The organism is Pseudomonas sp. G166 (genome assembly GCF_037027455.2).
GTDB lineage: Bacteria > Pseudomonadota > Gammaproteobacteria > Pseudomonadales > Pseudomonadaceae > Aquipseudomonas.
In genome coordinates, this window is the sequence record NZ_CP146985.1 from 2,263,245 (window position 1) to 2,288,199 (window position 24,955).

Genomic DNA, 24,955 nt, shown 5'->3' on the forward strand with positions numbered 1-24,955 from the left:
TCAAATGGGGTTGTTCTGAACCGACAGGTCGGTGTGAATCCCTGGATTGGGTGTCAGACCATCGCCAGCCGCTGCTTGCCCTGAGGCTGCGGAAACATCAGGTCCAACGCCGCCAGATCCTGTGGTTCAAGTGTCAGGTTCGCCGCTTCGGCATTCAAGCGCACATGTTCAGGCTGCACGGCCTTGGGAATCGCAACCACGTTATCCTGGCGCAACAGCCAGGCCAGGGCGATTTGCGCCGGTGTGGCGTGATGGCGTTCGGCGATTTGTCCCAGGGTGTGATCCTTGAGCAGGTGCCCGCCCTGGCCGACCGGGCAGTAAGCCATGACTGGCATGCGCTGTTTCTGGCACCAGGGCAGCAGGTCGAATTCGATACCGCGTTCTTGCAGGTTGTATAGCACCTGGTTGGTCGCGCAGGTCGGCGCGGCCAGTTCTTCAAGGTCCGCCACGTCGAAGTTCGATACGCCCCAACGGCCAATCTTGCCTTCTTCGCGCAGACGCTCGAAGGCTTCGACGGTTTCCGCCAGCGGGTACTGGCCGCGCCAATGCAGCAGGTAAAGGTCGATGTAATCGGTGTCGAGCCGGCGCAGACTGCGTTCGCACGCCAGGGGAATGCCTTTGCGACTGGCATTGTGGGGGTAGACCTTGCTCACCAGGAAAACCTGATCCCGCAGGCCGGTGATCGCCTCGCCAACAACGGTCTCGGCACCCCCCTCGGCATACATTTCCGCCGTGTCGATCAGGGTCATGCCCAGCTCGATGCCCAAGCGCAAGGCTGCAACTTCTTTCTTGTGATGGGATGGTTCTTCCCCCATGCGCCAGGTGCCTTGGCCAATCACTGGTACGGACACGCCGGCCAATTCCAGAGTCCTCATGCCTACCTCCTGTTTTTTCAGACCGATAATGCTGTGGCAGCAGGATAGACCAGGTGTTCACCTAATGATCATTCCCACGCTCCGCGTGGGAATGCCGCTCGGGCAGCTCCGCTTCCCAAAAGCGTAACGCGGAGCATGGGAACGATCAGTCGACGGGAAGGTTATTTGGCCGAGAACTTCAACACCATGGTCTGGGTGTAGGTCTGGCCTGGATCAAGTCGCGTCGAGGGGAAGTTCGGCTGGTTGGGCGAATCGGGGTAGTGCTGGGTTTCCAGGGTAAACGCACCCCAATGCGGGTAGACCTTGCCTTGCTTGCCCTTGACCGTGCCATCGAGGAAGTTGCTGGTGTAGAACTGCACGCCAGGCTCGCTGGTATAGAGCTGCAGGCGTCGTCCGGACTCCGTGTCATACACCTCGGCAGCCAGTTTTTTCACGTCGCCCTTGGCGTCCAGCGCCCAGTTGAAATCGAAGCCGCCCTGTTTCGGTTCGGCGAATTTGAGTTGTGGATGATCAGCCTTGATATGCGTGCCGATGGCGGTGGGTTGGGTGAAATCCATCGGTGTGCCGGCTACGGGGGCCAGCTCGCCGGTGGGGATGAGCTTGCCGGTGACCGGTGTGTAATGGGCCGCGTGCAGGGTCGCGATCTGCTCGAGTATGTCGCCATTGCCGGCGCCGGCCAGGTTGAAATAGCTGTGGTTGGTCAGGTTCAGCACCGTGGGTTTGTCGGTGGTGGCCTTGTAGTCGATACGCAACTCATTCTGTTCATTGAGGCTGTAGGTGACGTCAGTCTTCAACGCACCGGGGAAGCCCATCTCGCCATCTGGCGACAGGTAGGTCAGGGTGACGCCGACCGAGTCCTTGCCATCATGGGGTTCGGCCTTCCATACGCGCTTGTCGAAGCCTTGTGGCCCGCCGTGCAGGGAATTGCCATGGTCATTTTGCGGCACCTGGTAACGCTTGCCATCGAGCTCGAATGCACCGTCGGCCAGGCGATTGCCGAAGCGGCCGATGGTCGCGCCGAAATACACGCTGCCGTTCTTCTGGTAACCCTGCACATCGTCGAAACCGAGCACGATATCGGCGACCTTGCCGTTTTTATCCGGCACGCTCAACGACTGGAGGATACCGCCGTAAGTGATGACGGTGGCCTCCATGCCGTGGCTGTTGCGCAGCACAAATTTTTCCACCGCCGTGCCGTCGCTGGTCTTGCCGAACGCACCGCGTTCGTTGGTCAGGCCGGCAGCCTGGGAAGCCGAGGTGGCGATCATCAGAGACACTCCGAGGGCCGTGAGCAGATGTCTGGATTCAAGCATGGTATGACCTTCCTTCCTGTTGTTTTGTTGTTGTTTTTAACGCGGGTCGAGTCAGTTGTTGGTCGGACTGCGGTGAAGGCTTTTCTGTTCAGTAGTCTTTCTATTTAAAGGTGGAGAAGGGATTTATAGCCATAAACGGAGAATTATCAATTAAAAAGTAATACTAATTAGGTGTGGCGAGTCTATCCCGAGCCAGAGGTTTTTGGCCGGACACTGCACTTTTGCGGTTTTTGCTGCTCTATCCATGGCCTGGAAGCGACGATTCCCATCGCTTCCCCATGCCCAGACCGAGGCTCGATGGCCGGTGCTTTTTATTCCGTGATGATGTTGAGACGTCGCTGTGCCGCGCTGTTGGTCGGCGGGTTGATGCTGTTCAGCGGCGGTTGCAGCCACCAGCAGGGGCAGGACATGGTCACTCAGTTCAGTAACGCCAGGCCCCAGGAATTCCTGCAAACCAGCGTCGACCGCATGGCCACGTTGTCGATGCGCGACAATCTGCAAAGCCTTTACCTGCTGATGAGCAAGCTGTACCTGCGCAACCCTCAGGAACTGCGCAAGTCAGGCTTTCTCGACGCTCGCACCGCCGAGAAGCAGGTGCGCCTGGCCATCGAGCAGCAACAGCCGTTGCCCACCCTGGGTGGCAAGAAGGACCTGGCCGCCCTGAGCTATGCCATGAGCCCGGAGTTCCTCGGCGATCGGGTTGGCGCGTTCATTTATGCCATCGGCAGCATGCTGGTCACGGCCCATGGCAATCGCCTTGAGTTCTACATGACCGATGCCATCGACCCGCGCTTTGTCAACAACGCGGCACGTAATATCGAAAAGGCCACTTGGCTGCTGAGCCAGCGGCAGAACAAGGACGGCCAGCCGTTGCTGTTTTCCAACGAGATCTCGGAGGAGGGCAGCAACCTGAGTTTCGCCGTGGAGTTCGGGAAAATCGTCGCACGCCTGGACCTGTTGACCCAGATGCTGGACGAGCGCTACCGGCGGATCGGGCTCAATTACGCCCAGAGCCTGCTGTTCCTCAACTTCCTGCCGGTTCAGTGAAGCAATGGTTAAAAAAAAGGAATAAAGATAGATCACATCGATATAGGGGGTTATAAGAAAAATCGCTATGCTCGCGGCCAGATTTTCCACGTGGTCGCGCTGAGACGGGTTTAATGGATTTCGGTAATGTCGGTTTGGTCGTAGCAGGCTTGGTGGTCGGTTTCATCGTCGGGATGACCGGCGTGGGCGGCGGTTCGCTGATGACCCCCATCCTGTTGTGGTTTGGTATCAACCCTGCGACTGCGGTAGGTACGGACCTGCTGTACGCGGCCATCACCAAATCCGGCGGTGTCCTGGTTCACGCCAGGAACCGCAACATCGACTGGGCCATCACTGGCTGGCTGACCTTGGGCAGTGTGCCAGCGGTCGGATTGACGCTGTGGTTTCTCAGCAGCCTGCACAGTTCGCCCGACGCCATGAACGCGGTGATCAAGCAAGCCTTGGGCGTTGTGTTGTTCGTCACCGCCCTGGCGATCCTGTTCAAGAAGCGCCTGCTGCAATTCGCCCATGACCGCGCAGGCGGTCACTACAACCCCACCGGTTCGCGACTCAACGTGCTCACGGTCATCACCGGCCTCGTGCTCGGTACCATGGTCGCGTTGACCTCCATCGGCGCCGGCGCCTTGGGCACTGTCGCGCTGTTCATCCTCTATCCGTTCCTGGTCACCAAGCGCCTGGTGGGCACCGAAATCGCCCACGCCGTGCCGCTGACCCTGGTCGCAGGCCTGGGTCATGCGAGCATGGGCAACATGGACTGGCACATCCTTGGTTTCCTGCTGGTAGGTTCGTTGCCAGGGATCTACCTGGGCAGTCATTTGTCTGGGCGCATCTCCGACGAGTTGCTGCGTCCGTGCCTGGCGGTGATGCTGGCGATGATCGGGTTCAAGTTGGCGTTCTGAGTTCCAAGCTTGAAAATAAATATGTGAGTTCTCACCGATCCAATGTGGGAGCGAGCTTGCTCGCGATAGCGATGAGTCAGCTAAATTGATGTCGACTTGTAAATCGTCATCGCGAGCAAGCTCGCTCCCACAATAGTCCCCGCCAACTCTCGCACCGAAATTGCTCCTTCTTTTCTAGTGGTTGCGCAATGAACCCTCTAGCCTAAGCTTCAAGGCAGGCAGGCGTAGTATTGGGCGAGTCGCGGAACAATCGCCGCCATGCGCAATCAGTACAGCGTAGATATCAATAGGAGAGGCGCATGCTCATTCGGTCGTTGACCTTCGCTACCTTGCTGGCTGTCGCCGGCCCCCTGTTCGCCGCTGATGGTGATTCACCTCTGGTGGCGGAGACCGGCAAGACCCGACCCCTGATCGTCATTGCTCCCAGCACTGTCGACCCAGCGTGGGTCAGCCTGAAAAAAGCGTTGGATGAGCCGGCAGGCAAGCAGGGTTTTTCCGAGCGCAACATGGTGCTCTACACCGTCCTCAACACCATGGGCCAGCGCGATGGCAAAGACCTCGACCCGCAAAGCACCATGGCGTTGATCCGTTCCCTCAGGTTGGGAGCCGGCGCCCAGACCAAGATCATCCTGGTGGGTAAGGACGGGGAAAAGAAGCTTGAGCATTCCGGGGCTATCGAACTGAAAGACCTGTTTGACACCGTCGATAAACTGCCAGCAGCCGAAAAAGAAGCGACACCTCCAGCCCCACCTCCCGCACCGGAGCCTGTGCCGGCCAAGGATGCGAAGGGCACCAAGCCTGGCAAGGCCGCCAAACCGTCGGCTGCGCCGAAGCCGCTGGATGATTGAGCCTCAAGGCTGATGAGGTCTTTGTGGCGCGGGGGCTTGCTCCCGCTGGGCTGCGATCTTTCCACTACCGATTGATTGAAATACCTATCGATCGTTCCCACGCTCCTGCGTGGGAATGTCGCCAGGGACGCTCCGCGTTCCGCTTCTGGAAGGTGACGCAGAGCGTCACGGGATGCATTCCCACGCAGAGCGTGGGAACGATCAATTGATCCCTAGCGAGTTATTGCCCCTCCAGCGTCGTCAGGATCTGGTGCGCGACTTTCACCCGCTCCTCGATCGGATAGTTCTTGTTTGCCAGCAGCACAATCCCCATGTTCTTCCCAGGCACGAACGCCGCGTAGGCGCCAAAACCGCCGGTCGAACCGGTCTTGTTGATCCAGGCATTGTCCGGTGCAGGACGGGGAGGGTTGAGCGGTTCTACCTTGTTTGGCGTCAGGGCCATCTGCGGCGCATTGCCGGCCAGCAACTCATCCAGGCTGATGGGGTAAGGATAGAACTCCCAGCCCAGCCCCTGGGTCATTCCACCGACCGTGTAGAACCCGGTGTGGGTGGTGGCGATGGCTTGGCGCAGGTCAGCGTCCAGTTTTTCAGGCCGCAGGTTGGCTTCGACGAAACGAATCAGATCCGATGAACTGGTTTTCACCCCGTAGGCTTCGGAGTCCAGCGCGCCAGGGCCGACGCGGACTGGCTTGCCGTCCTTTGCGTAGCCCTGGGCGTATCGGTCCAATTGATCCTTCGGTACTCGCACATAACTGTGCTTGAGGCCCAACTTTGGCATTAGCGTGTGTTCCATCAGCTCATCGAATGGCTGGCCCAGGCTGCGGGCTGCCAGATAGCCGAACAAGCCGATGCTCGGGTTTGAATAAAGTCGATGGGTGCCGGCCGGGTAGAGCGGTTTCCAGGTCTTGTAATAACTGAGCATCCGGTCTGGATGATCCGCGTCCTCGGGAAACTGCAAAGGCAGGCCACCCGGGGTATAGGTGGCGAGGTTGAGCAGGCTGATGCCCTCGAAGGCGCTCCCGCGCAGCTCGGGGGCGAAGCGACTGGCCGGGTCTGACAGGGACAGTTTGCCCTGGGCCTGGGCATAGGCCCCGAGCGTCGCGGTGAAGGTCTTGCTGATCGAGCCGATTTCGAAGAGGGTCTGGTCGGTGATCGGTTTTTTCGTGTCCTTGGAGGCCTCGCCGTAGTTGAAGAAATGGCGTTGGCCGTTGTAGGTGACCGCCACGGCCATGCCGGTGATGTCCTGTTGTTTCATCAAGGGCTGGATCGCGGCATTGACCGTGACCTCCAGGCTGTCCTGGGCCAAGGCCGGCGTGAGGCTACAGCCTAGAAAGAAAGTACCCGCGAGTATCGATTTGGCGATGTGCATGTCTGACCGCTCTCCATGGATGGTTCCAGCCGCTCTGCATCCGGCAGTTCTTGGCGCCTGGGGCACCTGAGGGGAGCTCAATCTAGGGAGTTTTCTGTGGCCTGGCAATTGGCTGCGGTCCGCTCCAGATCAGGTTCCGAGTCATCCGACTGGGGCGCCGGAGAGTTCCTACGAAAATCTTTGGCTGTCGGGCATTCGACGTCGCTTGGCAAACCACACAAACCCATGGCCGCCGGGTAAACTTGCGTTCTTTCTAAAGGAGTTCACATGAGTTACTACCAGTCCGGCATTCTCGCCACCCCTGTTCCGCCTCAGGCCCGTCATTTGTTTTTTGCCTTGGAATCGGTCGAGGCGTTGCCGGCTGCGATAGACAGGCTCCTGTTGCTGTTGAATGACCGGGCCGTGATTGGCTTCGGCGAATCGTTGGTCCAGGCGCTGGGCGCACAGGTCGAAGGCCTGCGGGCGTTTCCGGCGCTGGCCGGCGTCGGCGTGGACAATCCCTCGACCCAGCACGCGCTGTGGTGCTGGTTGCACGGCGAGGACCGTGGCGAGCTGTTGCACCGCAGCCGCGCCATCGAGGCGGCACTGGCCCCGGCGTTGCACCTGGTGCAGATGAACGAAACCTTTCGCCACATGACCGGCCATGACCTGACGGGTTATGAAGATGGCACCGAAAACCCTCACGACGAAGCAGCTATCGCCGCGGCCCTGGCCCAAGGCGTTGATGGCGTGCGTGGCGGCAGTTTCGCCGCGATCCAGCAGTGGCAACACGACCTGGACGGTTTCGCGGCGATGCAACCCCACGAACGCGACAACATCATGGGCCGACGCCTGAGTGACAATGAAGAAATCGACGATGCGCCCGAGTCGGCCCACGTCAAACGCACGGCTCAGGAAAGCTTCGCGCCGCAAGCTTTCGTCGTGCGCCGCTCCATGCCGTGGATCGAAGGCGATCGCGCCGGCCTGATGTTCCTGGCGTTTGGTTTCTCCCTCGACGCTTTTGAAGCGCAACTGCGGCGCATGAGCGGCCTGGAGGACGGCATCACCGACGGCCTGTATCGCATGAGCCGGCCGATCACCGGCGGTTATTACTGGTGCCCGCCGCTGCTGGATGGGCGCCTGGATCTGCGCGCCCTGGCCCGATAAGCGCAACGGTTTGTGCAAAGCGTGACGTGAACGCTATTCTTGGGAGCGCACGTCTATCCGTGGAACGGGGGAAGCAAACGTGGATAAAGTCATCGTCATCACCGGTGGCGGCCGCGGAATCGGGGCGGCCACGGCGCTGTTGGCCGCTGAGCTGGGTTACCGGATCTGCATCAACTACCAATCCGATGAAAGCGCCGCGCAGGAGGTGCTTGAGCATGTCCGGGCCAAGGGGGCGCAGGCGATTGCTGTGCGCGCCGACGTGAGCATCGAAGACGAAGTGATCGCGCTGTTCCACCGGGTGGACACCGAACTGGGGCGCGTCACGGCGCTGGTGAATAACGCCGGTACGGTCGCTCAGAAGTCCAGACTCGATGAAATGTCCGAATTCCGTATCCTCAAGATCATGAAGACCAATGTGCTGGGGCCGATTCTTTGCGCCAAGCACGCGGTCCTGCGCATGTCGCCTCGACATGGCGGGCAGGGCGGCAGCATCGTCAACGTCTCGTCGGTGGCTGCTCGCCTGGGGGCCCCGGGTGAATACGTCGATTACGCGGCGTCCAAGGGCGCGCTGGATACCTTCACCATCGGCTTGTCCAAGGAAGTGGCCGGCGAAGGCATCCGCGTCAATGCGGTGCGTCCTGGCTACATCTACACCGACTTTCATGCCCTGAGTGGCGACCCGGATCGGGTCAGCAAACTGGAATCGGCGATTCCCATGGCCCGGGGCGGTCGTCCGGACGAGGTGGCCGAAGCGATCATCTGGCTGCTGTCGGACAAGGCTTCGTATGCGACCGGGACGTTTGTGGATTTGGGCGGCGGGCGCTGAGCCTCGAAATGTAGGTTGTCTGTTCTGCCACCATCGCGAGCAGGCAATAACAGGCACTCCATTATCAAAACGATCGAATGATCCGCCCCAACGTCTCCATGGCCTTTTCCGATGCCTCGGTCCACGGGCTGCCGTAATTCAAGCGGATGCAATTCCTGAAACGCCGGGTCGGTGAAAAGATCGGTCCCGGGGCGATGCTGATGCCCTGGGCCAAGGCCATCTGGAACAGCTTCAGCGAATCCATCTGCTCAGGCAGTTCCAGCCACAGGAAGTAACCGCCTGCCGGTTGGCTGACGCGGGTCTGGGGTGGGAAATAGCGGGCGATGGCGGCGAGCATCGCGCTTTGCTGTTCTTCCAGGGCGTAGCGCAGTTTGCGCAGATGACGGTCGTAGCCGCCGTGTTGCAGGTAGTCGGCGATGGCGGCCTGGGCCGGCATCGAGGCGCATAGCGACGTCATGAGTTTGAGCCGTTCGATCTTCTGCGCATAGCGCCCGGCGGCGACCCAGCCGATGCGATAGCCTGGCGCCAGGCTCTTGGCAAATGACCCGCAATGCATCACCAGCCCTTCGGTGTCGAACGCCTTGGCGGGCTTGGGTGCCTGTTGGCCGTAATAGAGCTCGGCGTAGACGTCGTCCTCGATCAGTGGCACCTGATGATGGCGCAGTAGTTCAACCAGTGCCCGTTTGCGCTCCTCGGGCATGGTCGCGCCCATGGGGTTCTGGAAGCTGGTCATGCACCAGCAGGCCTTGATCGGGTGGCGTTCCAATGTCTGTGCCAACACGTCCAGGTCGATGCCGTCGCGCGGGTGAACGGGGATTTCCACGGCCTTGAGCTTGAGTCGTTCCAGTACTTGCAGGCTGGCGTAGAACGCTGGCGCTTCGATCGCCACCAGGTCGCCGGGCTCGGTCACGGCTTGCAGGCACAGGTTCAAGGCTTCCAGGGCACCGTTGGTGACCAGCAGTTCCTCCATGGGCAGCATCAGCCCGCCGACCATGTAGCGCAGGGCGATCTGCCGGCGCAATTGCGGGTTGCCCGGCGACATGTCCGTGACCACCACGCGTGGGTCCATGTCCCGTGTGGCGCTGGACAGCGAGCGGGACAGCCGCTGCAGCGGAAACAGCATCGGGCTGGGGAATGCCGAGCCGAACGGTACGGTGGTCGGATCCTTGATCGATTCCAGCACTGAAAATACCAGTTCGCTGACATCGACTTCCGTGGATTCGTGCACCTGGCTGCTGATGGCCGGCTCGGAAAACGGGCTGGGCGCATGGGTGTTGACGAAGTAGCCCGAGCGCGGCCGGGCACGGATCAGGCCTCGACGCTCCAGCAGGTAATAGGCCTGGAACACCGTGGACGGGCTGACGCCGTAGGTTTGGCTGGCATAACGCACCGACGGCACGCGCTGCCCCGGTCCCAGCATGCCGGAGCGGATCAGTTCAGCGATGTCGTCGGCGAATTTTTCGTAGCGTTTCATAGCGGGCCCAGCCTTGAGTGACACATGGTTTGCGCTTTTAAACTGTGGGAGCGAGCTTGTTCGCGATGGCGTTGGCACATACAACATTGAGCAAGCTGACCCACCGCTATCGCGAGCAAGCTCGTTCTCACAAGTGCCCGGCATCTTAAAGCTTCACCGGTTCATTGGTGCGACAAAACGGCTCTTGGCCTTGCTGTAGATACTCGGCTCGTCACTGTCGGCCACCTTGAAGGTCATTTCCCGGGAGCCGCGTTCAGGTCGTTCGCTGAGCATCGCCACCGACACCGGCACATCGACGATTTCCCCCGGCGCCAGGCTCAGTTGCGTCTTGCCTTGCAGGACGAAGCCGTCGCCGTCCACCAGGGAAAGCTGGTAATCCTGACGCTGTTGGGTCTTGTTGATGATTTTCAGGCTGTAGATGTTCTCGATCTGGCCTGCGCTGTTTTCGCGGAACAGTCCACGGTCCTTGCTCACGTCCAGGGACACCATGGGGCGCTCCACCAGCGCCAGGGCCAGTGCGCCGATCATCACCACCAGCACGGCGGTATAGCCCACCAGCCGAGGCCGCAGCAGGTGCGTCTTGCCGCCCTGCAACTGGTGTTCGGAGGTGTATTTGATCAGCCCGCGGGCGTAGCCCATCTTGTCCATGATCGAATCGCAGGCGTCGATGCACGCTGCGCAGCCTATGCATTCCATTTGCAGGCCATCGCGAATGTCGATGCCGGTGGGGCAGACCTGCACGCACATCTGGCAGTCGATGCAATCGCCCAGGCCAATATTGGCCGGATTCACATCGCGTTTGCGTGGGCCGCGGATCTCGCCGCGGGCGCTGTCATAGGAAATGGTCAGCGTGTCCTTGTCGAACATCACGCTCTGGAACCGTGCGTAGGGGCACATGTGCATGCACACCGCTTCGCGCAGCCAGCCGGCATTGAGGTAGGTGGCTGCAGTAAAGAAGAGTACCCAGAACAGGCTGACGCCGGCCATTTGCAAGGTCAGCAGCTCTTCGGCCAGTGGCCGTATCGGCGTGAAGTACCCGACGAAGGTCAGGCCGGTGAGCAAGCTGATGGCCAGCCACAATGTGTGCTTGGCCGAGCGGCGCAGCAGTTTGTTCAGGCTCCAGGGCGCCGCTTGCAGCTTGATCCGCTGGTTGCGTTCGCCTTCGGTGATTTTCTCGCACCACATGAAGATCCAGGTCCAGGAGCTTTGCGGGCAGGTATAGCCGCACCACACGCGCCCGGCGAACACGGTGATGGCGAACAGGCCGAAGGCGGCGATGATCAGCAAGGCCGACAGCAGGATGAAATCCTGGGGCCAGAAGGTCGCGCCAAAGATGTGGAATTTGCTTTCGGAAAGGTCCCAGAGCACTGCCTGCCGGCCACCCCAGTTCAGCCAGACTGTGCCGAAAAACAGCAGGAACAGAACGCCCGCACCGCTCATGCGCAAGGTGCGAAACAATCCGGTGAAGCTGCGGGTGTGGATCAGGTTGTCGGTGGTCCGGGCCTTGATCTTCTGCGGCGAGGGTTCGAAGGTCTGTATCAACTGGACGGGGATTCTATCGCTCATGGTCGGTCGCTCATCAGCCTCTATCTGGCCGGCGCACTATGACCATGGAACTGTTTGCATAACAGACTCAGGTGTTTTGATAAAAACCGGATCAGATGCCAGAAAGCCCCGGCCCTGCGACACTTTGATGCACTCGGGGATAGGCGAACAAGCCTTTGTGGCGAGGGGCAAGCGCCCTCACCACGGATATCCGTGAGAGTAGATTCAGATCACCGAGCCGCTGTCAGTGGCCTTGAGATTCTGGCGCTCGTCACTCGCCCCGGCCACGGTCAAGGCATCGACTTCGGCCTCGGTGAGGTAGATCCGTTCGCCGTTGACATCCACGGCAGACATGGCTTTGTCCGAATCAGTGATCACGGTCAGTTGCCGAGCAGGGCACTGTTGCGAGCCGTCGGCGGTCTCGAAGTGGCAGATTTGGTTGGCATCGATACGCAGTGTCATGGTTGCACTTCCTTCTGAATGTCCTGAACGTTAGGCGTCGCCCCATCGCCAGGGTTCGTCGCGGCTGATCAGCGGTCAAGCGCACCTCTGTCGCCGCTTGCGGTCCATCGTTTATCGACTGAAAAGAGGACGACTCATGGAAGCCTGGTGGCATGAGGTCTGGATGACCCTGCAAGCGGAATTCGCCGACATCACCGATGCCCAGCAGATGACCAGGGTCACGGTGCGCTTGCTGATGGCGGCGCTGCTGGGGGGCATCCTGGGTTTCGAGCGCGAACACAAGGGCAAGGCTGCTGGCGTGCGTACCCACATGCTCGTGGCCCTGGGGGCTGCGTTATTCGTGCTGGTGCCGCAAATGTCCGGCTCCCAGGCCGACGCCATGAGCCGGGTGATCCAAGGCGTTGTCGCCGGCATCGGTTTTCTCGGCGCCGGCACGATCCTGAAAAACAATGACGGCGACGAAAGCCATGTCAAAGGCCTGACCACCGCCGCCGGTCTGTGGATGACCGCCGCCATCGGCGTCGCTGCCGGGCTGGGCCGGGAGGCGACGGCGGTGCTGAGTACGATACTGGCGCTGGTGATCTTCAGTGTGATGCCGGTGATCGTCCGGGCACTGGAGAGGCAAGACAAGTCGTGACCTGGCTTTCAGGCAAAACGCAGGCACCTGTGGGAGCGAGCTTGCTCGCGATGGCGGTTTGTCTGCCAACGTCTATACAGACTGATCCAACGCTATCGCGAGCAAGCTCGCTCCCACAGGTTTTTTGCCATTCGGATCCTTTATTTCTACGCTGTTGGATCAAGCCCGCTCCGGCGGCGCCTCGCTCGGCGGGTCGCCCAACGGTGGCTGTGGATCGAGCGCAGGATCTTTCTCCGGAATCGGTTCCGGATCAGGGCCGGGCGGTGGCAAGGTGGGGTCGTCGATGTTCGGATCGGGTGTTTCGGCCGGGATGGGAATATTCATCGGGACGGGTCTCCGTGACGCACATGGCTTGAGTCGTGCTTATTGTTGTTGACCACCTTGCGCCGGGTTCGATCCCCGGGAAGCATCGGGGCAAATCCCTCTGAACTTTTAACCGCTGATTCGGTTCGGAGTTTAAGTGAGTTTTTTCAGGGACCCGTTGGGCCTTTACCGCCACAAGCGCGTCCATGGGGCGTAAAAGGAGTGATGCTCGATGACTGCTGAACACCCGACTGACTTGGCCTATAACCCGCATCTGCCGTTGTCCCAGGCCCTGTTGTTGCCGCGTATCGCGATTGAAAGCACCATGCCGGTGATCGACGGCGGGCAATTCGCGGCCAAGGCCGTGGCCGGGCAGGACGTGACGGTGACCAGCAAAGTGTTCGCCGATGGTCATGACAAACTGGCCGTACGCATTCGTTGGCATGCGCTGGACGATGAGGTATGGAACAGCGAGGTCATGACTGACCTGGGCAATAACGGTTGGCAAGGTCAGATCCACGTGCCGAAACAGGGCCGCTATGGGTTTTGCATCGAAGCCTGGATCGATCAGTTCGCCAGTTTTTGCTATGAGCTGGAAAAAAAGTTTGGCGCCGGGGTGCCCATCAGCCTGGAGCTGCAGGAAGGGCGCACCCAGGTGCAAATGGCCGCCGAGCGCAGCGACGGTGAACTGAAGGAGCAATTGAGCGCGTTGCACCATGAACTTTCCGGCCTGTTGCCGGCCGAGCAGGTGGCGCTGTTCCTGGCACCGCGCAGCGCCAATCTGATGTCCCTGGCCGATCATCGGCCCTACTTGAGCATCAGCCCCGAATACCCACTGGATGTGGAGCGTGAGCTGGCCGAGTTTGCCAGTTGGTACGAACTGTTCCCGCGCTCGATCACTGATGATCCCGCCCGCCACGGCACCTTCAACGATGTGCATTCACGCCTGGCGGTGATCCAGGACATGGGCTTCGACGTGTTGTACTTCCCGCCGATCCACCCCATCGGTCGCAGTTTCCGCAAAGGCCCGAACAATTCCCTTACCGCCGGCCCCGACGATCCGGGCAGCCCTTATGCCATCGGCAGCGAGGAGGGCGGGCACGAGGCGATTCACCCACAATTGGGGTCGCGTGAAGACTTCCGGCGCCTGGTAGCGGCAGCGGCTGACCATGGCCTGGAGATCGCCCTCGACTTCGCCATCCAGTGTTCCCAGGACCATCCATGGCTCAAGCAGCATCCGGGCTGGTTCAGCTGGCGGCCAGACGGCACGATCAAGTACGCGGAAAACCCACCGAAGAAATACCAGGACATCGTCAACGTCGACTTCTATGCGGCGGATGCGATTCCCAGCCTGTGGCTGGAGCTGCGGGACATCGTGGTGGGCTGGGTGAATGAGGGCGTGAAGATATTCCGCGTCGACAACCCCCACACCAAGCCGTTGCCGTTCTGGCAGTGGTTGATCGCCGATGTGCGGGCCCAGCACCCCGAAGTGATTTTCCTCGCTGAGGCCTTCACCACTCCGGCAATGATGGCGCGTCTGGGCAAGGTCGGTTATTCCCAGAGCTACACCTATTTCACCTGGCGCAACAGCAAAGCCGAACTGGCGACCTACTTCACCGAGCTTAACGAGTCGCCCTGGCGCGAATGCTACCGGCCGAATTTTTTCGTCAACACGCCAGACATCAACCCGGCCTTTCTCCATGAGTCAGGGCGTGCCGGCTTTCTGATCCGCGCGGCGCTGGCGACCATGGGTTCGGGTCTGTGGGGCATGTATTCGGGCTTCGAGCTGTGCGAGTCGGCCCCGGTGCCGGGCAAGGAGGAATACCTCGACTCGGAGAAGTACGAAATCCGCCCGCGGGACTTCACGGCGCCGGGCAACATCATTGCCGAAATCGCCCAGCTCAACCGCATCCGGCGGCAGAACCCAGCGTTGCATACGCACTTGGGCCTGAAGGTCTACAACGCCTGGAACGACAATATTCTCTATTTCGGCAAGCGCACGCCCGACGGCAGTAATTTCATTCTGGTGGCGGTGAGTCTCGATCCACACCAGCCGCAGGAAGCCAATTTCGAACTACCGCTGTGGGAGATGGGCTTGCCGGACGACGCCCAGACCGAGGGCGAGGATTTGATGAGCGGCCATCGCTGGACCTGGTATGGCAAGTATCAGTTCATGCGCATTGACCCGGCGAACCAGCCGTTCGGGATTTGGCGGATCAGCGTGGCGTGACGCAGCGAGATTTCGAGTGAGGGACGCTGTGTGGAGGGAGCTTGCTCCCGCTCGGCTGCGAAGCAGTCGTGCTTTCGGGGGGCGCTTCGCGTCCCAGCGGGAGCAAGCTCCCTCGCCACCAAAAGTCCTGCTCACATAAAAAGACCTCACAAGCCTGTATCCCCGCGGCTTTATTGAATTCATCAGGAGTTGCAAATGGCGAAGAAACCCCGGTCTGCCACCTTTATCAAAGACCCGCTCTGGTACAAGGATGCGGTGATTTATCAGGTACACGTAAAATCCTATTTCGACTCCAATAACGACGGGATCGGTGACTTTCCCGGGCTGATCGAGAAACTCGACTACATCGCCGATCTGGGCGTCAACACCATCTGGCTGCTGCCGTTCTATCCCTCGCCCAGGCGCGACGATGGTTACGATATCGCCGAATACCGTGGCGTCAGCCCCGACTACGGCACCATGGCCGATGCGCGGCGCTTCATTGCCGAAGCCCACAAGCGCAACCTGCGGGTGATCACCGAGCTGGTCATCAACCATACCTCGGACCAGCATCCCTGGTTCCAACGCGCGCGCAAGGCCAAGCCGGGTTCGAAGGCGCGGGATTTCTACGTGTGGTCCGACGACGACCACAAGTACGATGGCACGCGGATCATTTTCCTCGACACCGAAAAATCCAACTGGACCTGGGACCCGGTGGCCGGCCAGTATTTCTGGCACCGTTTCTACTCCCACCAGCCCGACCTCAATTTTGATAATCCGCAGGTCATCAAGGCCGTGCTGTCGGTGATGCGCTACTGGCTGGACATGGGCATCGACGGCCTGCGCCTGGACGCCATTCCGTACCTGATCGAGCGCGACGGCACCAACAACGAAAACCTGCCTGAGACCCACGACGTCCTCAAGCAGATCCGTGCCGAGATCGACGCCAACTACCCCGACCGCATGTTGCTGGCCGAAGCCAACCAGTGGCCGGAAGACACCCAGCTGTATTTCGGCGATGTCGATGCCCAGGGTATGAACGGTGACGAATGTCACATGGCGTTCCACTTCCCGCTGATGCCGCGCATGTACATGGCGCTGGCCCAGGAAGACCGTTTCCCCATCACCGATATCTTGCGTCAGACCCCGGAGATCCCGGCCAATTGCCAGTGGGCGATTTTTCTGCGCAACCACGATGAGCTGACCCTGGAAATGGTCACCGACAAGGAGCGCGACTACCTGTGGAACTACTACGCGGCCGACCGTCGGGCACGGATCAACCTGGGGATTCGCCGGCGCCTGGCGCCGCTGATGGAGCGCGATCGTCGCCGCGTGGAATTGCTCAACAGCCTGCTGCTGTCGATGCCTGGCACGCCGACCTTGTACTACGGCGATGAAATCGGCATGGGCGACAACATCTATCTGGGCGACCGCGATGGCGTACGCACGCCGATGCAGTGGTCCATCGACCGCAATGGCGGCTTCTCCCGGGCTGACCCGGCCAGCCTGGTGCTGCCGCCGATCATGGATCCGCAATACGGCTACCAGTCGGTCAACGTCGAGACCCAGGCCGGTGACCCGCATTCGCTGCTCAACTGGACCCGGCGAATGCTGGCGGTGCGCAAGCAGTCCAAGGCCTTCGGTCGGGGCACGCTGAAGATGCTTTCGCCGAGCAATCGCCGGATCCTGGCCTATACCCGTGAATACACCGGTGCCGATGGCAAGCACGAAATCATCCTGTGCGTGGCCAACGTGTCCCGCAGCGCCCAGGCCGCCGAGCTGGACCTGTCGGCCTACGCCGGCATGGTCCCGGTGGAGATGCTTGGCGGTAATGCCTTCCCGCCCATCGGCCAGCTGAATTTCCTGCTGACCCTGCCACCGTATGGCTTCTATTGGTTTGCCCTGGCGGCCGAAAACCAGATGCCGAGCTGGCACGTTGAACCGGCCCAGAGCCTGCCGGACTTCACCACCCTGGTGCTGAAGAAACGCCTGGAAGAGTTGCTCGAAGCACCGTCGCGCACCACCCTGGAGCAGACCATCCTGCCAAGCTGGCTGCAGAATCGTCGCTGGTTCGCCGGCAAGGACAGCGCGATCGAGAAGGTCAACATTGTCTATGGCGTGCGCTTCGGTGACCCGCAGCATCCGGTGCTGCTCAGCGAAATCGACGTCACCAGCGCTGGCCAGACCCTGCGCTATCAGCTGCCGTTCGGCCTGTTGCCTGAAGATCAGGTGGGCGCGGCGTTGCCACAGCAATTGGCATTGTCTCGCGTGCGTCGGGTTCGCCAGGTCGGTTTGATCACTGATGCGTTCAGCTTGGAACATTTCATACGGGCCGTGCTGCAAGGCATGCAGGCCGGCACGGTGCTGCCATGCACCGAAGGCGAATTGCGTTTCGAGCCCACCGAAGGCTTGACCGCGTTGAACCTGGGGGCCGAACCAGAGGTTCGCTACCTGTCCGCCGAACAGTCCAACAGTTCGGTAGTGGTCGGCGGTAGCCTGGTGCTCAAGCTGATCCGCAAAGTCGCCTCGGGCGTGCATCCGGAACTGGAAATGAGCGCCTATCTGACGGCGGCAGGCTTCAGCAATATCTCGCCGCTGCTGGGTTCGGTGATCCGTCGCGACGCCCAGGGCGAGGATGCGCTGCTGATGATTGCCCAGGGCTACCTGAGCAATCAGGGCGATGCCTGGGAATGGACCCAGAACAACCTTGAGCGCGCCTTGCGCGACGAGTTGGCCGATGCTGTTTCCGAGCAGGAGCAGCACTACAACGCCTTGGGCGAGCTGAAGGATTTCGCCGGCATGCTTGGCCAGCGCCTGGGGGAAATGCATCAGGTGCTGGCCCAGGCCAACGACGATCCGGACTTCGCTCCCCAGGCCACCAATGCCAAGGAGGCCCAGGCCATTGGCAAGGACGTGGCCGCGCAGGTGGAAAACGCCTTGCGCCTGCTCAAGCAGAACCAGGGCCAGTTGAACCCGGCGGACCAGGCCATGGTCGCACGTTTGCTGGAGCACAAGAAAACCGTCCTGGCCCACATCCAGGAGTTGGCCGGCAAGGCTGCCGGTGGTTTGCGTATCCGCGTCCACGGCGACCTGCATTTGGGGCAGGTGCTGGTGATCAAGGGCGACGCCTATTTGATCGACTTCGAAGGCGAGCCGGCGCGGCCGCTGCATGAGCGTCGAGGCAAGCACAGCCCGTACAAGGACGTCAGCGGTGTGTTGCGCTCCTTCGATTACGCGGCGGCCATGGCGATCCATTTGAACACCGTCGACAGCACCGCCGATGCCGATGCGGCGCGGCAACGGGTGGCCGATCGTTATTTAAAAGAGGCCCGCGAGGCATTTGTCCAGGCATATCGACTGGCGGCAGCTAGTCTTGCTCATGAATGGAAGGATGCTGAAGGCGAAAACGCTGCGCTGGCGTTGTTCGGCCTGGAGAAGGCGGCCTATGAAGTGGCCTATGAAGCCGAGAATCGCCCCGCCTGGCTGCCCGTGCCCTTGCACGGTCTGTACGGGTTATTGAGTGGGCTGAAACCCTTTTCCGACTTAGCCGGACCGATTTAGTGGAGAGAATCATGAGTGTCTCGAACAAAGAATCCCAGGGGCAGGCCAAAGAGTCATTGCTGCCGGCGCCCCATGACATCGACGCGCTGGTGCGCGCCGAACATCACGATCCGTTTTCTATCCTCGGCCCCCACGATGATGGGGCCGGCGGGCAGTTCATCCGCGCATACCTGCCCGGTGCCTTGAGTGTGCATGTGCTCGCCCGCGATGGCGGTGAAGAGCTGGGTGAACTGCAAGCCACCCAAACCCCGGGCCTGTTCGTCGGCCATTTCGACCGTGCCCAGGCGTATCTGTTGCGCACCCGTTGGGCCGGCGGTGAGCAAGTAGCGGAGGACCCGTACAGTTTCGGGCCACTGCTGGGGGAAATGGACCTTTATCTGTTCGGCGAGGGTAATCACCGCGACCTCAGTTCCTGCCTTGGTGCGCAACTGACCACCGTCGATGGTATCGACGGCGTGCGCTTCGCCGTGTGGGCGCCGAATGCCCGACGCGTCTCAGTGGTTGGCGATTTCAACGTCTGGGACGGGCGCCGGCATCCGATGCGCATCCGCTATCCGTCCGGCGTTTGGGAGCTGTTCATTCCGCGGCTTGGCGCGGGTGAAGGCTACAAATATGAAATCCTCGGTGCCCACGGCATCTTGCCGCTCAAGGCCGACCCGGTGGCCCTGGCCACGCAGATGCCGCCAGACACGGCGTCGAAAGTCGCCTCGCCCTTGAAGATCGAGTGGCAGGACGATGAGTGGATGCAGCAGCGTCGCGAGCGCCAGCTCCCTGGCGCGCCGCTGTCGATCTACGAATTGCACGCCGGCTCCTGGCAGTGCGAAATCGACGAGGCGGGGGAGGTGGCCCGGCAGTACAACTGGCATGAAATGGCCGAGCGGCTGATTCCCTATGTCAGGGATCTGGGTTTCACTCACATCGAACTGATGCCGATCATGGAACACCCGTTCGGCGGTTCCTGGGGCTATCAGCCGTTGTCGCAGTTCGCCCCGACGGCGCGTTTCGGCTCTCCCGACGACTTTGCCGCGTTCGTCAACGCCTGTCACCAGGCCAACATTGGCGTGATCCTCGACTGGGTGCCGGCGCATTTCCCCACCGACGCCCACGGCCTGGCGCAGTTCGACGGCACCGCGCTGTACGAATACGGCAATCCGCTGGAAGGGTTTCACCAGGACTGGGACACACTGATCTACAACCTGGGACGTACCGAAGTTCACGGCTTCATGTTGGCTTCGGCGCTGCACTGGTTGAAGCATTTCCATATCGACGGCCTGCGTGTGGATGCCGTGGCTTCGATGTTGTACCGCGACTATTCGCGCAAGGCGGGCGAGTGGGTGCCCAATCGCCACGGCGGGCGCGAGAACCTGGAAGCCATCGATTTCCTGCGACACCTCAACGACGTGGTGGCGCTGGAGACCCCTGGCGCGTTGGTCATTGCCGAAGAGTCCACGGCCTGGCCGGGCGTCAGCCAGAGCACGCAACAAGGCGGCCTGGGCTTCGCCTATAAATGGAACATGGGCTGGATGCATGATTCGCTGCACTACATCCAGCAGGACCCGGTGTACCGCGCCCACCACCACAATGAATTGAGTTTTGGCCTGATGTACGCCTGGTCCGAGCGGTTTGTCCTGCCGATTTCCCATGACGAGGTGGTTCACGGCAAACGCTCGCTGATCGACAAGATGCCGGGTGATCGCTGGCAGAAATTCGCCAACCTGCGGGCTTACCTCAGCTTCATGTGGGGACATCCGGGCAAGAAGCTGCTGTTCATGGGCTGCGAGTTCGGCCAGTGGCGCGAGTGGAACCACGATCAGCAACTGGATTGGTACCTGCTGCAATACCCTGAGCACCGTGGGGTACAGCGATTGGTGAGCGACCTGAACCGGCTCTATCGCGAAGAGCCGGCGCTGCATGATCAGGACGACGCGCCCCAGGGCTTCCAGTGGCTGATTGGCGATGATGCGGTCAACAGCGTCTATGCCTGGCTGCGCTGGAGCAAGGAAGGCCGGCCGGTGCTGGTGGTGGCCAACTTCACTCCGGTGCCGCGTGAGGCGTACCGGGTTGGCGTGCCGTTCGCCGGACGTTGGGTGGAACTGCTCAATAGCGATGCCGACACCTACGCCGGTTCCAACTACGGCAATGGCGGCGGTGCCTCCACCGAAGAAGTCCCCAGCCATGGGCAGAACCTGTCGCTGGAACTCAATCTGCCGCCGTTGGCGGTGTTGATCCTGCGACCGGAGGGCTAGCTCACGCCGCCCCTTGTGGGAGCAGGCTCGCTCCCACAAGGGGTCGTGGGTGACTTCAAGCTCAAGGACGTGATCGACCAAATGTGGGAGCGAGCTTGCTCGCGATAGCGGGGCACCAGTCGATATCGATGTGACTGGTCCACCGCAATCGCGAGCAAGCTCGCTCACACAGGTTTTTGCAATTGTCAGCGCACCAGGCACGGCCGCTTGTTGTTGAACGTCCAGCCCGGAATCAGGTACCGCATCGCCACCGCATCGTCCCGCGCCCCTAGCCCCATGCCTTTGTACAGCTCATGGGCCTTGGCCAGTTGATCCGTGTCCAGCTCAATCCCCAGCCCCGGTTTTTTCGGCACCTGCACGCAACCGCCCTGGATCTGCAAGGGTGCCTTGGTCAACCGCTGGCCGTCCTGCCAGATCCAGTGAGTGTCGATGGCCGTGATGTCGCCGGGTGCGGCGGCGGCCACGTGGGTGAACATCGCCAGGGAAATGTCGAAGTGGTTATTGGAGTGCGAACCCCAGGTCAGGCCCCATTCATTGCACATCTGCGCCACCCGCACCGAACCCTGCATGGTCCAGAAATGCGGATCGGCCAAGGGGATGTCCACTGACTGCAAAGTGATGGCGTGGCCCATCTCGCGCCAGTCGGTGGCGATCATGTTGGTGGCAGTCTTGAGGCCGGTGGCGCGGCGGAACTCGGCCATGACCTCGCGACCGGAATAGCCGTTCTCGGCGCCGCAAGGGTCTTCGGCGTAGGCCAGCACTTTGTGCTGGTCGCGGCACAAGCGGATCGCTTCCTTGAGTGACCAGGCGCCGTTCGGGTCCAGGGTGATGCGCGCCTGGGGAAAGCGCTCGGCCAGTGCGGTGACCGCCTCGATCTCCGCATCGCCCTGGAGCACGCCGCCCTTGAGCTTGAAGTCCTGGAAGCCGTAGCGCGAATGGGCGGCTTCGGCCAGGCGCACCACGGCGTCGGCGTCCAGGGCCTTTTCGTGGCGGATGCGGAACCAGTCGTTGTCGGCGTCCGGCTCGCTGCGGTAGGCCAGGTCGGTCTGCTGGCGATCACCGACATAAAACAGATAACCGAGCATCTTCACTTCATCGCGCTGCTGACCTTCGCCGAGCAGGGCCGCGACTGGTACATCCAGGTGTTGGCCAAGCAGGTCCAGCAACGCCGCTTCCAGGCCGGTCACCGCGTGGATGGTGATGCGCAGGTCGAAGGTCTGCAGGCCACGGCCGCCGGCATCGCGGTCAGCGAACGCCTGGCGCACCGTGTTGAGGATTTTCTGGTACGTGCCGATGGGGCTGCCGACCACCAGCGAGCGGGCGTCTTCCAGGGTCTGGCGAATGCGCTCGCCACCGGGGACTTCGCCCACGCCGGTGTGCCCGGCGTTGTCCTTGAGGATAACGATGTTGCGGGTGAAGAACGGGCCGTGGGCGCCGCTGAGGTTCAGCAACATGCCGTCATGGCCGGCCACGGGCACGATCTGCATGCTGGTGATGATCGGGGCTTTGCTGGTTTCTGAGAGGCTCATCTGTACTTATCCTTGAACAATCGAATGATCAGACGTGGCTGGCGGCCGGATCGGCTGAGGTTGTCACGGTTTTGGGCTTGGGCGTATTGCGCGCGGCAAACACAATGATCGCGGCAATGATCGAGGTGGCCGCCAGGCCATAGAGGCCACCCTGGATCGAGCCGGTGTGCTCTTCCAGCAGGCCGAAGGTGGTGGGGGCGACGAAGCCGCCAAGGTTGCCCACCGAGTTGATCAACGCAATCACCCCAGCGGCGATCCGCGCGTCCAGGTAGGCCTGGGGGATCGGCCAGAACAGCGACGACGCCGACTTGAAGCCCAGGGCCGCGAAACAGATGGCGACGAAGGCGAAGATCGGCCCGCCGGTGGTGGACATGAACATCCCGGCCGCAGCGATCAACAGGGCAGTGGCCACCCAGGCCTGTTGGAATTTCCATTTGGCCGACAGCGAGGCGAAGGCGTACATGCCGACAATCGACAGCAGCCAGGGGATCGAGTTGAACAGCCCGACTTGGATATCGCTGAGCTCGCCCATCTTCTTGATGATGCTCGGCAGCCAGAACGTGGCGGCGTAGATCGTCAGCTGGATGAAGAAATAGATCAGGCAAAACAGGATGATCTGGCGATCCTTGAGCAACTGACCAATGGACAGCTTTACCGGTGTGGCGGCTTCACGGGCCCGCTGTTCATCGTCAATGGTCTTGACCAGCGCGTCCTGTTCCTCACGGCTCAGCCATTTGGCGTCGTGGGGCTTGGAGTCCAGCCAGAACCAGACGAAGACGCACAGGCAGACGGAGAACATCCCTTCGATGAAGTACATCCACTGCCAGCCGTGCATGCCCAGGCCGTTGATTTGCAGCAGCAACCCCGACAGCGGTCCGGAGATCAACGACGCAATGGCCGAGCCACTGAGGAAAATGGCGATGGCTTTGCCGCGTTCAACCCCCGGCAACCAGCGGGTGAAGTAATAAATCACCCCTGGGAAGAACCCGGCTTCGGCCACCCCCAGCAGGAAGCGCAGGATGTAGAAGTGGGTTTCGTTCTGGATGAACGCCATGCCGGCTGCAACCAGGCCCCAGGTGAGCATGATGCGGGTGAGCCAGATACGTGCACCGATTTTCTGCAGCAGGATGTTGGAGGGGACTTCGAACAACGCGTAGCCGATGAAGAACAGGCCGGCACCCAGGCCGTACGCGGCTGCGCCGATGCCCAGGTCGTGCTCCATATGGGCGCGCACGAAGCCGATGTTCACGCGGTCGATGTAGTTGACGATAAACATGATGACGAACAGCGGCAGGATGTGGCGCTTGACCTTGGATATGGCCGACAGCAGCACGGGATCCGCGCCGGCATTCGCCTTGAGGCTGGATGTGTTCACTGGTTTTTCTCCCACTCGTTATTTTTATGCGGGGCATCGTGCAGGTGCCGATGTTGATAGACATCATACAACTTGATTTTTTTGAGTGACAAGACTTTTTTGAGCGCGATTGGATGGGCGGTTAGGCTTTGTTGCACTGTGTTTATGGGGTGGTGTGGGTATATGTGAGGACGCGGAGGGAAAGTGGTGCGGCAGGTAGCGAGTCTGTCATGGCGTTGATATTCGAGATAAATCGCCAAAAGCGGTGTGTTGTCATACAAGTTGAGTGTTCAGTAATGCTCACTCTCAAGCCTGCTGATGGTAGGATCGATCAGCCTGTTTTCGAGGATCCCTGGCGATGCAAGACACCGAAGCGCCGCTGCGCAAACGTACCCATAACCTGGCCCATGACTTGGTGGCGAAGCTGAGCCAGAGCATCTTGCTGGGGCAGTTGAAACCTGGGGAAAAGCTGCCATCGGAAGGTGCCATTGTGCGTGAGCATGGCGTCAGTCGGACGGTGGTGCGCGAGGCGATTTCCAAGTTGCAGGCGTCGGGACTGGTGGAGACCCGTCACGGCATAGGCACCTTTGTGCTGGAGCAAACCGGCGAGCCGGGGTTACGGCTCAATGTCGATACTGCGGCGGGGGTGCGGGGCATCCTGGAACTGCGCCTGGGCCTGGAAACCCAGGCGGCTGCGTTGGCGGCTCAGCGCCGTAGTGAGCGTCATTTGCAGCAGATGCGTCAGGCGCTGGATGACTATCAGCACTCATACAGCAATAACGACAGCTGCGTCGAAGCCGACCGGCGTTTCCATCTGCTCATCGCCGAAGCCACGGACAACACCTGTTTTGTCGAAATCATGCAGCACCTGGGCAGTGCGATGATCCCCAGGACCCGGGTGAACGTGGCCGAACGCGGTCAGGCAGACCTCGGGAAACTGGCGCAACTGGCCAACCTGGAACATGAGGCGATCTTCAACGCCATCAAGCGCCAAGACCCGGACGCCGCCCGCGCCGCCATGTGGCTGCACCTGACCAACAGTCGCGACCGGTTTGGCGCGGGGGCCTGAGGGCTCATCGTCGCCTGACCTGTCGCTATCGCGAGCAGGCTCGCTCCCACAATGGATCGATGGTGTTCTCCGATTTTGTACCCAACCCAGTCCCCTGTGGGAGCGAGCCTGCTCGCGATGGCGGCGTTACATTCAACATCGATGCAAGCTGACCCACCGCCTTCGCGAGCAAGCTCGCTCCCACACTTGATCTGTGGTGGACGCCGCATCTGTGAACACCCCCATCCCCTGTGGGAGCGAGCT

At 60.9% G+C, this 24,955-nt stretch carries 19 protein-coding genes; 10 read left to right on the forward strand and 9 right to left on the reverse strand.

The window, feature by feature from the left end; translation table 11 throughout:
• Positions 1 to 53: 53 nt before the first annotated feature.
• Positions 54 to 875 carry an aldo/keto reductase gene (locus SGN16_RS10195; protein WP_210643806.1) on the reverse strand — a complete coding sequence of 274 codons (822 nt, stop codon included), beginning with the start codon at positions 873 to 875 and terminating at the stop codon, positions 54 to 56.
• A 161-nt stretch (positions 876 to 1,036) separates the two neighbouring features.
• Positions 1,037 to 2,188 (reverse strand): aldose epimerase family protein, encoded by a 1,152-nt coding sequence (locus SGN16_RS10200; protein ID WP_210643807.1) that lies wholly within the window; start codon positions 2,186 to 2,188, stop codon positions 1,037 to 1,039.
• 321 nt (positions 2,189 to 2,509) lie between these two features.
• Between SGN16_RS10200 and SGN16_RS10205 the strand changes: the two genes are divergently transcribed.
• The 3 genes from SGN16_RS10205 (at position 2,510) to SGN16_RS10215 (ending at position 4,982) form a co-directional block, all read left to right on the forward strand.
• The gene (locus SGN16_RS10205) at positions 2,510 to 3,235 is read left to right on the forward strand and encodes a hypothetical protein (RefSeq protein ID WP_335944949.1); all 726 of its coding nucleotides are present in this window, start codon (positions 2,510 to 2,512) and stop codon (positions 3,233 to 3,235) included.
• Between the two features lie 113 nt (positions 3,236 to 3,348).
• Entirely contained in the window at positions 3,349 to 4,134 is a 786-nt protein-coding gene (locus SGN16_RS10210; RefSeq protein WP_210643808.1) for a sulfite exporter TauE/SafE family protein, read from the forward strand.
• A gap of 299 nt (positions 4,135 to 4,433) precedes the next feature.
• Positions 4,434 to 4,982 (forward strand): DUF4174 domain-containing protein, encoded by a 549-nt coding sequence (locus SGN16_RS10215; protein ID WP_335944941.1) that lies wholly within the window; start codon positions 4,434 to 4,436, stop codon positions 4,980 to 4,982.
• A 220-nt stretch (positions 4,983 to 5,202) separates the two neighbouring features.
• Here SGN16_RS10215 and ampC read toward each other — a convergent pair whose 3' ends face one another.
• Positions 5,203 to 6,351 (reverse strand): class C beta-lactamase, encoded by a 1,149-nt coding sequence (gene ampC / locus SGN16_RS10220; protein WP_335944942.1) that lies wholly within the window; start codon positions 6,349 to 6,351, stop codon positions 5,203 to 5,205.
• A gap of 267 nt (positions 6,352 to 6,618) precedes the next feature.
• Here ampC and SGN16_RS10225 point away from each other — a divergent pair, with 267 nt between their 5' ends.
• Positions 6,619 to 7,497 carry a Dyp-type peroxidase gene (locus SGN16_RS10225; RefSeq protein WP_210643811.1) on the forward strand — a complete coding sequence of 293 codons (879 nt, stop codon included), beginning with the start codon at positions 6,619 to 6,621 and terminating at the stop codon, positions 7,495 to 7,497.
• Between the two features lie 79 nt (positions 7,498 to 7,576).
• Positions 7,577 to 8,323, forward strand: coding sequence for an SDR family oxidoreductase (locus SGN16_RS10230; RefSeq protein WP_210643812.1), 747 nt, complete (start codon positions 7,577 to 7,579; stop codon positions 8,321 to 8,323).
• A gap of 64 nt (positions 8,324 to 8,387) precedes the next feature.
• On the opposite strand, the gene mapR is transcribed toward SGN16_RS10230, so the two are convergent.
• The 3 genes from mapR to SGN16_RS10245 form a co-directional block, all read right to left on the reverse strand.
• Complete coding sequence (gene mapR, locus SGN16_RS10235; protein WP_210643813.1) at positions 8,388 to 9,797, reverse strand: GntR family transcriptional regulator MpaR; 1,410 nt, start codon at positions 9,795 to 9,797, stop codon at positions 8,388 to 8,390.
• A gap of 153 nt (positions 9,798 to 9,950) precedes the next feature.
• On the reverse strand, positions 9,951 to 11,363 hold the full coding sequence (gene ccoG / locus SGN16_RS10240; RefSeq protein ID WP_335944943.1) for a cytochrome c oxidase accessory protein CcoG: 1,413 nt from the start codon (positions 11,361 to 11,363) through the stop codon (positions 9,951 to 9,953).
• Between the two features lie 204 nt (positions 11,364 to 11,567).
• Positions 11,568 to 11,804: a DUF3203 family protein gene (locus SGN16_RS10245; RefSeq protein WP_210643815.1), complete on the reverse strand. Its 237-nt coding sequence runs from the start codon at positions 11,802 to 11,804 to the stop codon at positions 11,568 to 11,570.
• Positions 11,805 to 11,940: 136 nt separating this feature from the next.
• Between SGN16_RS10245 and SGN16_RS10250 the strand changes: the two genes are divergently transcribed.
• Positions 11,941 to 12,441 (forward strand): MgtC/SapB family protein, encoded by a 501-nt coding sequence (locus tag SGN16_RS10250; protein WP_335944944.1) that lies wholly within the window; start codon positions 11,941 to 11,943, stop codon positions 12,439 to 12,441.
• A 159-nt stretch (positions 12,442 to 12,600) separates the two neighbouring features.
• Here SGN16_RS10250 and SGN16_RS10255 read toward each other — a convergent pair whose 3' ends face one another.
• Positions 12,601 to 12,765, reverse strand: coding sequence for a hypothetical protein (locus SGN16_RS10255; protein WP_335944945.1), 165 nt, complete (start codon positions 12,763 to 12,765; stop codon positions 12,601 to 12,603).
• 211 nt (positions 12,766 to 12,976) lie between these two features.
• On the opposite strand from SGN16_RS10255, the gene SGN16_RS10260 reads away from it, so the two are divergent.
• The 3 genes from SGN16_RS10260 to glgB all read left to right on the forward strand — a co-directional run bounded on the left by SGN16_RS10260 (position 12,977) and on the right by glgB (position 20,760).
• Positions 12,977 to 14,974, forward strand: coding sequence for an alpha-1,4-glucan--maltose-1-phosphate maltosyltransferase (locus SGN16_RS10260; RefSeq protein ID WP_335944946.1), 1,998 nt, complete (start codon positions 12,977 to 12,979; stop codon positions 14,972 to 14,974).
• A 195-nt stretch (positions 14,975 to 15,169) separates the two neighbouring features.
• Complete coding sequence (gene treS / locus SGN16_RS10265; RefSeq protein WP_210643819.1) at positions 15,170 to 18,514, forward strand: maltose alpha-D-glucosyltransferase; 3,345 nt, start codon at positions 15,170 to 15,172, stop codon at positions 18,512 to 18,514.
• 11 nt (positions 18,515 to 18,525) lie between these two features.
• Positions 18,526 to 20,760: a 1,4-alpha-glucan branching protein GlgB gene (gene glgB, locus SGN16_RS10270; protein WP_210643820.1), complete on the forward strand. Its 2,235-nt coding sequence runs from the start codon at positions 18,526 to 18,528 to the stop codon at positions 20,758 to 20,760.
• A gap of 185 nt (positions 20,761 to 20,945) precedes the next feature.
• Here glgB and gudD read toward each other — a convergent pair whose 3' ends face one another.
• Both gudD and SGN16_RS10280 read right to left on the reverse strand, forming a co-directional pair.
• The gene (gene gudD / locus SGN16_RS10275; protein ID WP_335944947.1) at positions 20,946 to 22,289 is read right to left on the reverse strand and encodes a glucarate dehydratase; all 1,344 of its coding nucleotides are present in this window, start codon (positions 22,287 to 22,289) and stop codon (positions 20,946 to 20,948) included.
• Between the two features lie 28 nt (positions 22,290 to 22,317).
• On the reverse strand, positions 22,318 to 23,664 hold the full coding sequence (locus tag SGN16_RS10280; RefSeq protein WP_210643822.1) for an MFS transporter: 1,347 nt from the start codon (positions 23,662 to 23,664) through the stop codon (positions 22,318 to 22,320).
• A gap of 337 nt (positions 23,665 to 24,001) precedes the next feature.
• On the opposite strand from SGN16_RS10280, the gene SGN16_RS10285 reads away from it, so the two are divergent.
• Positions 24,002 to 24,712, forward strand: a complete 711-nt coding sequence (locus SGN16_RS10285) for a FadR/GntR family transcriptional regulator (protein ID WP_210643823.1) — start codon at positions 24,002 to 24,004, stop codon at positions 24,710 to 24,712.
• Positions 24,713 to 24,955 lie beyond the last annotated feature (243 nt).